Source organism: Edaphobacter dinghuensis (assembly GCF_014640335.1).
Classification (GTDB): Bacteria; Acidobacteriota; Terriglobia; order Terriglobales; family Acidobacteriaceae; genus Edaphobacter; species Edaphobacter dinghuensis.
This window is the reverse complement of the sequence record NZ_BMGT01000004.1, coordinates 85,581-99,640: the sequence shown is the minus strand read 5'-3', so window position 1 is coordinate 99,640 and position 14,060 is coordinate 85,581. Positions and strand designations below refer to the sequence as shown.

The 14,060-nt window shown below is 56.4% G+C and carries 23 protein-coding genes; 20 read left to right on the top strand and 3 right to left on the bottom strand.

The annotated features are described in order from the left end of the window. Positions 1-20 precede the first annotated feature (20 nt). The 6 genes from IEW09_RS16625 (at position 21) to IEW09_RS16600 (ending at position 4,554) form a co-directional block, all read left to right on the top strand. On the top strand, positions 21-2,429 hold the full coding sequence (locus IEW09_RS16625; RefSeq protein WP_188555385.1) for an FtsX-like permease family protein: 2,409 nt from the start codon (positions 21-23) through the stop codon (positions 2,427-2,429). Positions 2,430-2,447: 18 nt separating this feature from the next. Further along, the gene (locus tag IEW09_RS16620; protein ID WP_188555384.1) at positions 2,448-2,939 is read left to right on the top strand and encodes a hypothetical protein; all 492 of its coding nucleotides are present in this window, start codon (positions 2,448-2,450) and stop codon (positions 2,937-2,939) included. 109 nt (positions 2,940-3,048) lie between these two features. After that, positions 3,049-3,468 (top strand): hypothetical protein, encoded by a 420-nt coding sequence (locus IEW09_RS16615; RefSeq protein ID WP_188555383.1) that lies wholly within the window; start codon positions 3,049-3,051, stop codon positions 3,466-3,468. 53 nt (positions 3,469-3,521) lie between these two features. Beyond that, complete coding sequence (locus tag IEW09_RS16610; protein ID WP_188555382.1) at positions 3,522-3,665, top strand: hypothetical protein; 144 nt, start codon at positions 3,522-3,524, stop codon at positions 3,663-3,665. Between the two features lie 32 nt (positions 3,666-3,697). Beyond that, a complete protein-coding gene (locus tag IEW09_RS16605; RefSeq protein ID WP_188555381.1) occupies positions 3,698-4,060 on the top strand; it encodes a hypothetical protein in 363 nt (120 codons plus the stop codon). A 263-nt stretch (positions 4,061-4,323) separates the two neighbouring features. After that, positions 4,324-4,554 (top strand): hypothetical protein, encoded by a 231-nt coding sequence (locus IEW09_RS16600; RefSeq protein WP_188555380.1) that lies wholly within the window; start codon positions 4,324-4,326, stop codon positions 4,552-4,554. Positions 4,555-5,007: 453 nt separating this feature from the next. On the opposite strand, the gene IEW09_RS16595 is transcribed toward IEW09_RS16600, so the two are convergent. Beyond that, on the bottom strand, positions 5,008-5,214 hold the full coding sequence (locus tag IEW09_RS16595; RefSeq protein WP_188555379.1) for a hypothetical protein: 207 nt from the start codon (positions 5,212-5,214) through the stop codon (positions 5,008-5,010). Positions 5,215-5,256: 42 nt separating this feature from the next. On the opposite strand from IEW09_RS16595, the gene IEW09_RS16590 reads away from it, so the two are divergent. The 11 genes from IEW09_RS16590 to IEW09_RS16540 all read left to right on the top strand — a co-directional run bounded on the left by IEW09_RS16590 (position 5,257) and on the right by IEW09_RS16540 (position 11,518). After that, a complete protein-coding gene (locus IEW09_RS16590) occupies positions 5,257-5,649 on the top strand; it encodes a hypothetical protein (protein WP_188555692.1) in 393 nt (130 codons plus the stop codon). Between the two features lie 198 nt (positions 5,650-5,847). Further along, the gene (locus tag IEW09_RS16585; RefSeq protein ID WP_188555378.1) at positions 5,848-6,135 is read left to right on the top strand and encodes a hypothetical protein; all 288 of its coding nucleotides are present in this window, start codon (positions 5,848-5,850) and stop codon (positions 6,133-6,135) included. A gap of 48 nt (positions 6,136-6,183) precedes the next feature. Further along, positions 6,184-7,311 (top strand): hypothetical protein, encoded by a 1,128-nt coding sequence (locus tag IEW09_RS16580; protein WP_188555377.1) that lies wholly within the window; start codon positions 6,184-6,186, stop codon positions 7,309-7,311. A gap of 10 nt (positions 7,312-7,321) precedes the next feature. Then, positions 7,322-7,762 (top strand): hypothetical protein, encoded by a 441-nt coding sequence (locus tag IEW09_RS16575; RefSeq protein WP_229739403.1) that lies wholly within the window; start codon positions 7,322-7,324, stop codon positions 7,760-7,762. 115 nt (positions 7,763-7,877) lie between these two features. Further along, positions 7,878-8,270, top strand: coding sequence for a hypothetical protein (locus IEW09_RS16570; RefSeq protein ID WP_188555376.1), 393 nt, complete (start codon positions 7,878-7,880; stop codon positions 8,268-8,270). Then, complete coding sequence (locus IEW09_RS16565; protein ID WP_188555375.1) at positions 8,267-8,548, top strand: hypothetical protein; 282 nt, start codon at positions 8,267-8,269, stop codon at positions 8,546-8,548. Before IEW09_RS16570 ends, IEW09_RS16565 begins: the two co-directional genes overlap by 4 nt. Positions 8,549-8,600: 52 nt before the next feature. Further along, positions 8,601-9,212 (top strand): DUF7007 domain-containing protein, encoded by a 612-nt coding sequence (locus tag IEW09_RS16560; protein ID WP_188555374.1) that lies wholly within the window; start codon positions 8,601-8,603, stop codon positions 9,210-9,212. A gap of 169 nt (positions 9,213-9,381) precedes the next feature. Continuing rightward, positions 9,382-10,191, top strand: coding sequence for a class I SAM-dependent methyltransferase (locus IEW09_RS16555; RefSeq protein WP_188555373.1), 810 nt, complete (start codon positions 9,382-9,384; stop codon positions 10,189-10,191). 178 nt (positions 10,192-10,369) lie between these two features. Then, the gene (locus IEW09_RS16550; RefSeq protein ID WP_188555372.1) at positions 10,370-10,624 is read left to right on the top strand and encodes a hypothetical protein; all 255 of its coding nucleotides are present in this window, start codon (positions 10,370-10,372) and stop codon (positions 10,622-10,624) included. Between the two features lie 142 nt (positions 10,625-10,766). After that, positions 10,767-10,919, top strand: a complete 153-nt coding sequence (locus IEW09_RS16545; protein ID WP_188555371.1) for a hypothetical protein — start codon at positions 10,767-10,769, stop codon at positions 10,917-10,919. Positions 10,920-11,134: 215 nt separating this feature from the next. Further along, positions 11,135-11,518 carry a hypothetical protein gene (locus tag IEW09_RS16540; protein WP_188555370.1) on the top strand — a complete coding sequence of 128 codons (384 nt, stop codon included), beginning with the start codon at positions 11,135-11,137 and terminating at the stop codon, positions 11,516-11,518. Between the two features lie 208 nt (positions 11,519-11,726). On the opposite strand, the gene IEW09_RS16535 is transcribed toward IEW09_RS16540, so the two are convergent. Next, entirely contained in the window at positions 11,727-11,912 is a 186-nt protein-coding gene (locus IEW09_RS16535) for a hypothetical protein (RefSeq protein ID WP_188555369.1), read from the bottom strand. 23 nt (positions 11,913-11,935) lie between these two features. Between IEW09_RS16535 and IEW09_RS16530 the strand changes: the two genes are divergently transcribed. Further along, positions 11,936-12,277 (top strand): J domain-containing protein, encoded by a 342-nt coding sequence (locus IEW09_RS16530; RefSeq protein ID WP_188555368.1) that lies wholly within the window; start codon positions 11,936-11,938, stop codon positions 12,275-12,277. Between the two features lie 21 nt (positions 12,278-12,298). On the opposite strand, the gene IEW09_RS16525 is transcribed toward IEW09_RS16530, so the two are convergent. Continuing rightward, a complete protein-coding gene (locus tag IEW09_RS16525) occupies positions 12,299-12,535 on the bottom strand; it encodes a hypothetical protein (RefSeq protein ID WP_188555367.1) in 237 nt (78 codons plus the stop codon). 366 nt (positions 12,536-12,901) lie between these two features. Here IEW09_RS16525 and IEW09_RS16520 point away from each other — a divergent pair, with 366 nt between their 5' ends. Both IEW09_RS16520 and IEW09_RS16515 read left to right on the top strand, forming a co-directional pair. Further along, a complete protein-coding gene (locus IEW09_RS16520; RefSeq protein ID WP_188555366.1) occupies positions 12,902-13,102 on the top strand; it encodes a hypothetical protein in 201 nt (66 codons plus the stop codon). Positions 13,103-13,128: 26 nt separating this feature from the next. Beyond that, positions 13,129-14,049, top strand: a complete 921-nt coding sequence (locus IEW09_RS16515) for a hypothetical protein (protein ID WP_188555365.1) — start codon at positions 13,129-13,131, stop codon at positions 14,047-14,049. Positions 14,050-14,060 lie beyond the last annotated feature (11 nt).

Here is a 14,060-nt window from a genome sequence, read left to right as displayed (position 1 = left end):
TCCTTGAAGGACTTTCAAATATGCGCCTCATGCCACTTGTCTTTCGAAATATTGTGAGAAATCCCTGGAAGTCCACGGTCCTGTTCCTGGTATTCCTGGTTGGTTTCTGCGCCTTATCCCTCTCTGTCGCTATCATGGCGGCCAACCACGACCACAGAGTTCCATATCAGGATCGTGCAAGCCTGCTCCGGTTGGTCTCAGTGTCCGACATGGTTAAGGACGGCTCTGTTGTCGCTCCAATCATGGCGGCCTGGCGCGATCAGCTGGAGGACAAGGCAACCATTGCGGCCTGGAGAACCTCGGAGACGATGCTTCCAGGGGCCACTTTCCCCCGCAGGATTCACGTCACGGCAGCGACAAACAATTTATTCGATCTGCTCGGATATCCCCAAATCGCCGTCTCATTCAATGGGTCAACGAATGCAGGGATACCTGCGGTGCTTTTCTCGGACAAGACCATAGGAGAACTCCCAAACGCGCCACACAAAGGCGACGTCATCACTCTGGAATCCAGAAAATATATCTACCAAGGAAGTATTCCGCGTGGCGTGGTCTTTCCAGAGGACAGACAGCCAGACGTGATAACTTCCCTCGATGCTCAACTCAACGCAGGAGATCAGTCGGCCTTTAGCTTCGTGAACGTGATCGCTAAGGCGCGAAATGGAAACAGCCAGAAAAGCATCCAGTCCGCAGCACAGGCAACTGCGGCTATCGCCATCCGATCCATGCCTTCCGCGGTGGCCGACCTCCTTGCGAAGAGCCAATATCAGGCGATTCCGCTTGTTGAATATTTGAACCGTCCGATCGTTGGTTTTTTACGAGAGCTGAATGCACTCGCACTGTTGATTTTTGGGGTCATGGTCCTTAACGTTTGTGGACTCCTTCTTGCGAAGGCTATGCGCCATCAACATCATGCGGGAGTACGAATAGCGCTTGGCTCCACGGCAACTTCGGCGGCCTTTCAGCAGTGGCTTGAGTATGGAGTTCTCTCGTCGGCCGGGGTCTTCCTGTCATTAGCCCTTGTCGCGTGTCTGCCGCGGCTGCTCATGAATCTGCCGATCCCAAATACGCTTCATTTTGATGACGTCTACCTGGATGCGGCGCCCGTAACAGCTGTCGGTGTTGCATGGATCGTTTGCAATGCCATTCTTTTGTTCCTGCTTCTACTAATCGCCCAGCAGAGTGGCAGGACTTTAACCTCGTCCATAAAGCAGGCGCGAGGTACGACCCGCCTTGGAGAGCGCGCAAGGACTATCGCAGTCGGTATCGAGGTCGGGGTGACATGCGTGCTTGCATTATCTGCAGCGCGTATCGCAACGGACGCTCTGGCGTTATATCGCGAAAGCAGCAAAGGCTACAATGCCATGGGAAATGTGGTCGCAGAGATCGTCCCACAACCGAGCCAGAAAGAGACTGGGCAACAGGCCCGGGATGCTTACTCCCTGATCGCACTCGAGCAGATGAGAGAGAGCGTGAGTTCGTTGCCGAATGTAGTGTCTGTGACCGCTGCCACAGCAGTGCCTCTGGGAGGATTCAGCAGTCTCTCACCAATGGCTACATCCCAGGCGAGCTTGCATCAGGTTCAGCCGGAAGGATACGTCGCGGTCTCGCGGGTATTGCCGAACTATTTTCATCAACTCAACATCGCCTTGCAAGCAGGCCGTCTGTTTACAAGTCATCCCGATATCGGCGAGGCCGTTATCAACGAAGAGGCCGCGCGGGTCACATTTCACCAGAGCAATCCGGTTGGTCAATTCGCATTTTTATCGTTAGATGATGGTTCGACCGCGAAGGTTCAGGTCATCGGTGTCATCCATGGTGTGCGCCAGGAAGGTCTCGACAAACCTATTCGTCCAGAGATTTATCTGCCGATTAGCGCCTATCCGGAGGGAATGTTTCAGCTTGTTGTAAAGGTAAGAGGCAACGAAGAGACAGCAGGCAAAGAGATTCTGGCAGCAATCAAAGGCTCAGGCGTGGCGTTTGAAGTAGCGCGAATCACAAGCCTTGGACAAATGGAAGATGCATCAACCGCTACCCAACGTTTTAACGCGGATGCTGCCGTTGCGCTTGGGTGCATCGCGCTTCTCATGGCGGGCGTTGGTCTCACCGGCATAGTTGCATTATGGATTGATACCAGGCGCAGGGACTTGGCCATCCGGCTTGCACTCGGTTCTTCGCGATCGCGCATCCTGGAACTATTAGGATCGTTCATCGGAAAGATTTCTCTTGTATCGGTGCTCTCAGGGATCGTTGTTATGTTCATGATCCGCCCATTCCTGATATCCATTCTTACGCAGAAAGTGCTATTCGAGGAAAGCTCGGTATTCGTTGCGTGCGTTGCGATCGTTACTGTTGTAGGAGCCTCCATGTCGCCTACGGCAATCGAATTGTGTCGCCTTGACCCCGCTCAAGTTCTGAAAGAGGAATAAGGCATCTTTGGAGCTGCCGTGTCTGACATTTCGGTTCGTACGAGACGAGTAAACCAAATCAGCACTCCCCGCACGGATCTGATTGCGCCCGCTCATTTTCGCCTCAAACAACAGTTCGAGGTTGCTGTGGATCTGGCGCGCATAGATGAATTCTCACCTCAGCAGAAAAGGCTCATCTACAGCATTTTTTCCTCGGCACAGACGATGCAGAAGATGACATCGCTCGCGATTGAATCGGAATTGAAGAATTGTAGTGGGTACCGTCTCGAGCACATGCTTCAAAGCGTGGACGATAGAGCCGAAACCGTTCTCGATTATGCCGCCGCGAGCCTCCCCGAAGAAGATAGAGTCTATTGGGAAGAACTGAAGAGCTGCACGGGGGATGAACTCAGTGACGCGATTATGCCAGTGTTCTTCGCATTCCGAGTCAACCTCCTGGGCTTCTCCCTTGTAGGACCCGGCGGTTCGACATTACGGAAATGGGAGTTGCCACGGCTCATAGCGGAATAGCGCACCTCTGCGCAGAACCTGACATCAGGCTATTCTCCACACGAGCCTTCCTCCGGTAAGGACAGGTATGTCCCTGCTCCGACTTCTGTTCCTTTCGAGTTACTACCATATGAAACCTCTATCTCTTCTCACTCGGGATCAGGTTGCCGAGATGGCGATTGCGATCCTGAGAGCTACCCACGACGGCGACACGCTTGCCCCTCAGCACCTTAAACTCGTCGAGCTTGCTGTTAACAATCGGCTGGATGAAGCCGGCATCACCCTGTTCCAGGCACTTTATGACAACGCCACGAAGCGTGAGGGATACACGGCCCCATTTCTCTTCGGCATCGAACATCTGACGATCGACCAGAATGGAGTCATCCGCTGGCGGAGCACTGTCGTCGAGCACTTCGATCACGCCGTATGGAGGACGCCGGGTTGGCGCCAGCGCATGCGCACAGCGGCTGAGGAAGTGGCGTCGCGTTGTCGAGCCCTCGAAGCAAAGGGTCTCCAGCCCACGGCGAGACTCCTTCTTCACTCCGATTGACTGCGATGGCTGCACACGCGAAAAAACCATTCTCTTCCAGGGAGCAGTCTCCGATGTTAAAGCGCACCCTCATCGAATTCATCGCTGAAATGGACTGCACCGCAGTTCAAAACGTGACTCAAGATATCGAGTCACAGCAGCGATCGAACATCGCCCTCGATCAGTTCTGCGAAGCCATGGAAGACGCTGGCTACTAGCCGGAACCTGTAACGGAGCTAAAGGAGCAACCATGCCCGAAACGAAACCAACACTTCATCTGCACAATGCGCGGGTGTCTCCGCTACCGGAGATCACTACCGACGCCTCCGTCACACCCTCACCTTCCCAAGAGAGCTCGACGAAGATTCGAGTCCGGCTTGAGTGCGACATCGATCTTGTGCTGTTGCGCAAACAGAAGCACGCACTTTTCGGAATCAGCGAAGGTTCCGCAGCCACCTATGAGCAGGTGGAAGTTGCGGAGGACATGCTGGACATGCTCGATTTCATTCTGGACTCCATCCTCGAACAGGGGCTCGCCACGGAAGACGAGATTTTTCCCCGGCTGCCCCAGCTCTTCGCCGCGGAGCCGGCAACTCTCGACGCAGCTGCCTGAAGTCATCCGTGTAGTCTTCTCCCCTGAACAGATCGAAGGCTGTGAGCGCTCGAAAAGGTCGATGCCGTCGGCGCGCAATCCGTACACCTCACGACTAGCCTCGTCTCTCGTTTCTCTTGTTCCTTACGCGTGAGTCTCTCGACTCCCACGGAGGACCTATGCCCGCGAAATAGCTCACCGTAGAGGCAGTTCGAAACAGATATCAAAGCCTTCTTCACGCCAAACGGGTGAGGAGCACTGCGGCCCGTTGAAAGGAGAACCCCATGGCACCCGATCACATTGGAAGGGCCATGAAAGCCGGCAAACGCTGGGCGGCGGAACAGTTGAATCAAAAGCTCGAGATTACTCCATCTTCTGCCGAGCAGGCCGCACAGGAACGCTTCCGCCATAAGGGATTGCAGCACCTGTTCATCATCTCCGCCCTCGAGATTCTATTCGAGGGGGAATCCGCAGCCGTTCTTGCCGTGGGGGGCGAGAGCAAGTCTGTTTCCTGACGACAGACCTCTTGACCGGTCGGAGCAGTAGTTCCCCACACCCAATCCTGATCTGCTCCAAAGCACACAACGACTGACTCAGACGCGCTAACCCGGCGCTCTCATGTAGGACTGTTCATGCATTCCAGAACTCCTCCCCAGCCCAACCGACTCGTAAAAGACAAGCCGCACGGCACGCGTTTGAAATACAAAGCGGGATGCCGCTGCCTGCCGTGCAGAGCTGTCAATGCGCGATACGAGGCAAAGCGAGCCAAAGCCCGTGCTTCAGGCCCTTGGGACGGCCTCGTCCCGGCGAACTCCGCGCGCAGGCACATTCTCAAACTCTCAAGGCAAGGCGTAGGTCGCCGCGCTATCGCTGTGGCCTCAGATGTCGCAGAAGCGGTCGTCTCCCGAGTTCGGTCGGGCAGGCAGACGAAAATCTGCAAAAGAACAGAGGAAAGAATTCTCGCGGTTTCAAATCAGGCGGCGAGTGATGGCGCACTCGTTCAGGCCGATGCCACTTGGCGGCAGATTCGTACCCTGCTCGCTGAGGGATTCACCAAAGTGGAACTGGCTCGCCGACTCGGTTATCAGTCTCCCTGCTTTCAAATCGGAAAATTTCGGATTCGGGCGCGCACCGCTGCCCGGATCGATCGGCTCTTCCGCCTGCTGATGAAGCAATAGACATCTCCGCCCCTCGCATACCGCCGGAATAAGGAACAAATGAACATACTCCCTATCGATAAGTCTCTCGATCTTGTCTTTCTTGGGCGCAACGGCTACGGCCGCATGTGCGGCCTGGTCGTCAGTCCGATCCCGCAACACAACGTAATTTATTTCGAACCGATCACCTCACGCGGTGTCGTGGAGCGCTGCCGCCTGGAGGTCCCGTTCACCATGCTTTCACGGCTGATCGAGTTGCTGCAGAACAGCCAGAAACCATCCCAGGTGGGAGACGCCAACAGGCCTGGCGCCGCCGAGCTCATAGACAAATTCGGTGTGCATGGGGAACATCCGGGTTGCTCACGTGCTCAATGGCAGCACGAGGTGGCGAACGGCGACACGCAGCGCGGCTATTGGGATTTTGTCGCTGCGAAGCTCGACGAAGAATCCTGATGCCTGCGCCACCTATCGCCGCGGGTTGGCCCTCTTTTCCATAAAGCTGCTCACTCACGACACCCGACATCGATCCTCAATTCACCAAGGAGCTCTCCTATGGGATGTTCTTCGAAAGAATCCAGCCATTCATCCTGCCGCAGGTCGAAACCTGGAAATGCCCGTCACTCCGGAGACCATACCTCCGAGAGGAACGACGTGATCATCAGGAGGATCGAGAGGCTTACCGAACTTCTCAGCAACACTACCGCAATCGAGAACGGTCTCATCATTCCCGACACGCCGGTCCGGTACGTCGCTCTTGAGCAGAGCATCTTTGGCGATACCCTGTGGGCTTATTTCGACGACCTGATGACGGGGATCATACAGCAGATTGAGGCAAGCGATACGAGCTTTGTCGATCGGATCCGTGTCCATGATCTCGATACTGCCTTGATCTACGCACCGAAGTGGACGGTCGACTCTCTGTACGAGGTTCCAAGCTAGAACCCCGCCTCCCCCCGGATGCATTTATTACCAACCGAGGAGAGCACGATGTTATTTGACCTCTCCGCATTTCGCAGCCCGCTTCCAGGCGACGTGCAGGTCTTTGCATCCGGCGTAAACCGAGAGAGCGAGATTCGCGGCTTTGCACATGTCGCGATTCCGATCGGGGTATCCGTTAACCGCCTGAACCAGACGGCAATCGACGCTTTGATTCAATTGGGGCAGCCGGTCATGGTCGACAGCGGCGCCTTCAGCGAGGTGGCTGTTACGCCCACTGGACTTCGGACCAAGGTCACCATCACCGAACCCGAGTGGAGACGCCGGCTCAAGCTCTATCTTCACCTGGCATCCGCGCTGAGAGAAAAGGCTCTTCTGGTGGTTCCGGACAAGGTCGGCGATCAGCAGAAGACCCTGGCGAGGTTGACTACGCATCGGAGAGATCTCACTGCGATAGCTGCGACCGGCGCGAGACTTCTCCTTCCTCTGCAGATCGGGGAAAAGTCTCACGAAGAATTCTTCAAGGCCGCCCAAAACGTCACCGGTCTTCCACTGATACCAGCCATGCCGATGCGAAAAGCGGCCACCACTCCGGAGGCGCTGTTTCACTTCCTTGAAGCAGCAAAACCTCCTCAAGTCCATCTGCTTGGAATCGGAATCGAGAATCACCGGTCCGAAGGGTTGATTCGGGCGATTCGCCACTTCTGTCCCGAGACGTCGATCAGCATGGATTCCAACCGCCTACGTGCCGTTGTCGGAAAGGATCGACCTCTAACGCGGCTGGAATCGGAGTTGCGCTCAACGCCGACAGAGCACATGTTCGGCGCGGTAGAGTCTCCCGTATTCACCGGCAACGGTGAAACATGGGACTACACCGACCTCATCGCGTCTCCGTCGTTATGGGCGAGCCCCGAACAATTGATGGCGATTGCCGACATCATCGATCTCGTCGATCCCGTACTCGAGACATTCGTTTCATCTCCGGACGAGTTCCTCCAGACACCTTGTCCTGGCTTCGAGGATCTCGTCTGGATCGAACATCCGCTTCTCGCCTATGAGCTCGACCGAGCATGGCAACAGTTCATTGAACGCAGGATTCGCTTCGGTGTGCGGAGCGCGGCGATTGCAAGCGTCTTTCAAGGCTCACGCCTCCGCAGTCAGAAACAACGCGCCGCGTGAGCCGCTCCCTGTGAGGCCCCCCATGAAATGGAACTTCAACGACGGCGGCCGAGCCGAGGCCGGCTTTCGTGGTCCCGCTCGCGACTGCGTGACCAGAGCTATCGCCATCGCTACGGCTAAACCTTATCGCGAAGTCTATGACGCTCTAAATGCGCTTGCCATCACGGAGCGTATTACAAAGCGAAAACGGAAGAAATCAAGCAGCCGCGAGGGTGTGTTTCGGGAGACCTACAGCCGTTATCTCCAGTCTCTCGGGTGGAGGTGGGTGCCAACGATGTCCATCGGATCGGGTTGCCGCGTGCATCTTCGCGCATCCGAGCTGCCCCGAGGCACCCTCATTGTTCGCGTCTCGCGACATCTGACGACGGTCATCGATGGGGAGCTTCACGACACGCACAATTGCTCCCGCGGAGGGATGCGCTGCGTGTACGGCTACTTCACGCGATCATGACACCACCGTTTACTTTGTGGGAGTTCGGTGCGCATCACCTTTTTCTTACTTACGCATCGTCGCTGCAACCCGGCGAGCCCATCCTGCATAAACCAGAACCTCGCGGAGTCAAATCATGGAACTGAAATGGGAAACAATCGAGTGGCTTCTCGGCTGCGCTATGACCACTCTGGAGATGGAAGTCGACGGCGAAGACCTGGACGATAGCGGCGCGCGCGAGCGCATCGAGAGGTGCGGAGAGATCGCTGAAGTTCTCAAAATCAGCGGTGGCGACAGGCATTGGCGAGAGATGATTGCCCAACTGAATGATTTCGTTCAGGACCAGGAATGCAGCAACTGCGGCATGACTTGGTCCAAGCACCAGCTGAAGGATATCCAGAACTATAACGACCGCGTCTCCCCCGGCGAGATCGTTCCTTCCGGCGAATGCCCCGAGTGCGGCGCGCTCTGTCATCCCGTCACCCCTCCTGAACCGTCACTCGCTATGTTGTCCTCGAGGAAGCCATGATTCCATCAGAAGCTGCATTCGGCGGATATGCCGAAACCATCATCAAAGACCCGGAGGAGTACGACTGCCTGGAAGTTCATGGTGTCGTCGAAGAGCCGGACGGGAGCGGCGGGACCGTATGCGAGGTGAATGACGAGACCCCGCAATTCTTCTCCGTGTACGCACACCTCAAACTAGGCAGTGTCAACTGCATCGGCGACTTTCATACTCGTGAGGACGCTCTGGCTTATGCCGAGAGCGTCTCAAACAAATACAACTGGCCTGTCCACACCTTCTAGCCTCCCGCTCCAACATCCCTCACTCAACAGCTCAAATCCAAGGAGAGCCACGATGCCTTCCTCGCTTCAGCAGGACGACTACACCATCCGCGATACTCCCTGGGGTCAGGCGGAGCATATCAAACAACTGACCGAAGGCATCTTTGAGGTCTCTACAGCTGGCCACGGCGGCATTCGAGTCTTCCCTGAACCAAACCAGAGAATACCCGACTACATGCGTGCCGACTCGGGGTGGTATGAACAAGACGTTGAGTGGGCAAAGGTAGCAGTCGTCTTCCCTGAGTCGTTCGAGGCCAATGATGTCAAGGCTGCACACAACACCCTGAAGAACTGGCGTCCCGACGCCTACGAACGCTTTACCGGCAGATCGATCCTCCCTGGAGAGTCCTATATCCGTGATCGAAACGCCTTCGAGGCAGAGCACGCCAGGGACTGGATTGTAACCGCCGCCTGGGGCGATTGGGCATCATGGGTGCCGGAAGGCATGATCGGCGTCGCCGCTTCGATCGGAGGGAGAGATTCGAAGGGGCAATCAAAAGGAGAGATCCTCTATTTCCTGGTCCCCGCCGCTGAATACGAACAGCGAAGCTACAACGGATTCGTGGTCGATCGTTGCCGTCACACGCAGATTGATGGGTCCGGTATCGTATCGCGAGTTGACTGACTCCATTCCAGGGGAGGCGCTACCGAGACTTCATCTGCGGCGCCTCGATTGGCAGTCGCCTCGCAAGATCCGAAAGGCCTGTCGAGGGTCAACGACCCGCGATGGAACCCATTCGGCCCTTCCCGCCACAATCCAATCCGTCTCCGTGCCCGGAGTTCAAGGAACTTCCATGTCAAAACTGACCAAGCAGCAGGCGGCCCTGCATGCAGAGGCCTGCGAGTTGCTTCGCAAGGACGTGCTTACCGACGATGACCGCCTCTTCGTGCTGGACCACTGGCAGGAGAGCGCCAATCATATCAACGGCCTTGCAGGCGCATTCTTTACACCGACCGCGCTCGCGCGCGACTTCGCCATCGAGACCTTCGGCGGTCGCATCCTCGATCTCTGCGCCGGGATCGGATCACTCGCCTATGCAGCATATAGCCACAGTGCATGGAGTTCGGACCTGCCCCAGATCACATGCGTCGAGATCAATCCAGACTACATTGCGGTCGGGAAGAAAATTCTTCCAGAGGCGACCTGGGTTCGGGCCGACGTACTGGACCTGCCGCCCCATCTCACAGGCTTCGACTGCGTCATTGCCAACCCGCCATTTGGGCGCATCAAGCAACCGGGGAAGGCTCCTCGCTATTCCGGCAGCGAGTTCGAGTACAAGGTGATCGACATTGCCAGCGATCGGGCAAAGCACGGCGTTTTTATCGTTCCCCAGTCGTCCGCGCCCTTCCGGCTTAGTGGGCGGCAAACCTTCTTGCAGGCGACTTCAGAGAAGTATCAGCGATTCGTCGGCGAGACATCGATCGAGCTCGAACCCAACTGCGGCATCGACACATCGGTCTCCGCAGGGGGCTGGAAGGGTGCCTCGGTTATCACTGAGATCGTTCTCGCTGACTTCGAGCAGGCGCGCAGCCGAAGGATCCCGCAGCGCATGTTTTCGATGCAGGCAGAGCTCTTCGCGGACCCGGACCGCCTTGCGGCCTAAGACAACGGAGAGGGACTCCTTCAGTCTGGGATCTGGCGTGGCAACACGCAACGCGGATATTGGGACTGGGTTGAAGCCGTGCTTGAACAAGACGAAGACCTGCGATAAGCATCTCCCGACTCTTTGGACAACTCATCCAAAACAGCCAACCCCGATGACATCAAAAACAGGAGGGTCTATGGGATATGAAATCGGAGCTCCGGTCGAACCTCGCTCGGCCAGGTTGCAGGAGGCATTCAGGCAAACTCCCGAATGGAAGGCCTATGATGCCGCTCATCTCGCCTGGAGAGAAGCACACTTCGCGTACTTTCACGCGCCCGCTTCGGAAAAGCAAGATGCACACGCAAGGCTCAACCGCGCTCAGTCCTATGCCCAGCAACTGCTTGCCATTTGCAGGGCGATGCCAAAGCACATAAACGCATTTGGCTGGTAGCGTCGAGGCATTTCTCGGCGGCACATTTGACGCGCTCGTGCTCTCACACGCAAGAAGATTGTCCCGGAAACAATCGCACTCGAAACAGCGCTTGCAAGGACAAGTACCGTCGCCGCGGGCACGACAGTAACGGAGGAGATTCATGAAGATCACGATCACTTTTGGGCAGCTCAAGCCGAAGCCGGGGTTTGTGAGCGCGTGGGACGCTGCACGAAACGATTATGGGCACGAAGCCTTTGATGCAAAGACGCGCAGCGAGCAGATCGCCATTGTCCGGGCTTACGTGAACCGCTGATCGGTGTCAGTCGATGACCGTCGCGATGACGGCACGTTGCGAGGCGTGTAACTCGACTCCATGTACGTGCCCCAGGCGACGCCCTATCTGGCATCGCCCAAACCGCAAGATGCATAAACCCATCACCAGCAAATATCGATCATGCGGGAAGTTTCGATTCAGCGCCTTGCGCTCGATCGGCCCATGCTCAAGCGTTACGAGAGGACTGGAAGTATATGAACCCGCAAGACACTGTTACCGGCTTTTCGCTCGAGGAAAAGGACAGCGGCAAGAATGTCACGGTCACCTCACTCATTCAGGCCGTGAATGCGCACTGCAAGAATCTGCTCCAGGGTGAGTCGTTTTGCGACAGAACGGCATGGGATGAAGACAGAAAGAACGAACGGATCCCCAAGCGTTTCCGGTCACTGATTTCCTTCGCAATCGAAGGTGAATCGGAAGGCTGGTACGTGCATGTTGGTGCAATGGTGGCTTTCGGCAATCGTCCTTATCCGGGCATCTACATTGACTTCGGTCATGCGAAGCTGTGGAGCTCGGAGGACGCATACGCCCTCGGCATGGAAGCGCAGAAGTTTCTTACTGCAGTTCGCTGGAACTGATCGGCAGAAGCATTTGCGGCTCATGGAGTAGACGCAGTGGTTATGAAACCGGGACCAACGACAACGGCAGTTGGTGCGTAGCCTCCTCCGCCCCGAGTTTGGTGATCGGTTCAACCGCCGACCGTCGTCGCGCCGAGCCCGCGCCGCTTTGCTTCGACGAAAACCAGAAAGGTACGCGCATGTCCAACATGTTCTTCTACCTCGCCATTCAGACCTGCTTCCCGACAACAAACAGTTCACCAATCGCTTCGAGATTCACTCGGAATCGAGCGATCGCATCTACATCATCGCCCAGCACAAAACCGGACGCTGGTGGTCGTGCGGATGTTTCGGATTCATCCGTCAGCGGCACTGCAAGCATCTGGCGGCACTGGGCATACCCGGTCACAGCCAACCGTATGAGGCTCTGTTGAAGTGATGGCCAAATCATGGGCAGATATTGACCGGAAGCGCAAGCGCTACAACCCGGAAGTCGAGGGCTATGGCAATGCTCATCAATGGACCAGCTCGTTCTATGAACGCATGGGAGTGGAGGAAGCCGAGCAGGTGCTGTACGGCAACCAGAAGTCGCCTCGGCAGATTCTCGGCGTGGGCATCCATGCGTCGTGGGAGGAGATTTCAAAGGCTTTCCGCAAGCTGGCTCTTGCGACGCATCCCGACCGCATCAGTATTACTGGAATGACCGTCGAAGCAGCGACGGAAGCCTTCAAAATCGTGAGCGCCGCCTACACCGTGCTTTGTGAAGAATTTGGGAAGTAAACAGGCTATCCAGAACGATGGTCACAACGCACTCGCGTCGAGAGTGTCTCGATGAAGTAATCCGAGAATGCCGCTCTCGACTGCGAACAGGAGACCGAGATGCCAGAGATTTATACAAAGCAGGAAGAAGCTGCGTAAAAGGTCTTCGACCGGTATGACTTCGGAGATGGTATCCAAATCCTCGATCACAAGCGTTGGCAAACTGACGAAAGCTGCGATCAGGACGACTGGACCAAAGTAGCCGATGTCCAATTTCATGATGATCCGGACGAAGCTCCTTCGCACAAGTTATCTTTCCATGTCAAATTCGACAAAGGCACGGAGAGGCTTGTCGGCGCGTACGCGTATTTGTGCGACAGCGGCGAAGAGATCGGCTTCCTCCCAGGAAAGCCCTAGTCTGAGCTTCGTGTAAGTGCCTGCTCAAAGGCCTTCTAGTCGCCCCATCCTCTCGGCGAGATCCCCTATTCATCAACAGCGTGGCTGAAAGCGACAGCGCTTTCCACCATCAATTGCGATTGACCCATGTCCTCAGCGCTTGCATGGTGCATGGCGAGCCGTCAGTGAGTGACGCTGCGCGTCCCAGATGAACCACAGGTCGGGACGTTGACCACAAGGAGACAAAAAATGCCGATGCCGTCGGTACGCAAAATCAATGCGCATCTTTGGGCCGCGACCGGCTATTGCTACATCGATCTGCCGGATGGCCGCAGAGTTCGGATCAGCCGCGCTCGCACCCGCAAAGGGGTGATCGAAGGACGGGTTATCAGCGGCAGCAAGAAGACGTGGGAGGTAATCCCCCTGGACTCCCGCGTGGAGTTGAGCTAAGGGGTGAAGAAGGTAGTGGAGAGAGTATGCCGAAAGTGGCCTATCAAACATTCAATTTTCGTCCGGACAGCCTCGCGCTGATCAATACCTGCAACCAGATCATTGCTGAATATCAGGCGGCAGGCTTTGTACTGACGCTTCGCCAGCTGTACTACCAGCTCGTAAGCCGGGACGTGATCGCCAACCGGCAGCAGGAGTACAAGCGCGTCGGCTCGATCATCAACGATGCAAGGCTGGCTGGCCTGATCGATTGGAACGCGCTTGAAGATCGCACCCGCAACGTGCGCAGCATTAGTCATTGGGAGAGCCCGGAGTCGATCATCGAGGCGGTTGCCGAGCAGTACCGCATGGACAAGTGGCAGGACTGCGAAGTGCGCCCGGAAGTATGGATCGAAAAAGATGCGCTGGTGGGAGTGATCGAAGGAGTGTGCGAGGAACTGGATGTCAGCTACTTCTCATGCCGCGGATACACCAGCCAGAGCGAGATGTGGGGCGCGGCGCAGCGGTTCATTCGGTACGCGAGGAAGGGGCAACGGACTCACATTATTCATCTCGGGGACCATGATCCAAGCGGGCAGGACATGAGCAGAGACATCGAAGAGAGGATTCGCATGTTTCTATCCCACCACATCGGCCATTCGAAGCATTTCGAGTTCACGCGGATTGCCCTCAATATGGATCAGATCGAGCGGTATGATCCGCCGCCAAATCCAGCCAAGAGCACGGACAGCCGCTTCGGCAAATACCGCAACGAGCACGGGGATGAAAGCTGGGAGCTGGATGCCCTGGAGCCAACCGTACTCGCGGCGTTGATTCGCGCGAAGGTCGGAGAGTTGCGGGACGACGATTTGTACAAGCGCATCGAGGACGAAGAGGGCCGCCACCGGGAGCTACTCGGCCTGGCCGCGCAGCGGTGGGAGAGCGTGGCCGAAATGCTGAGGGAATAGGTCGCGTCGCG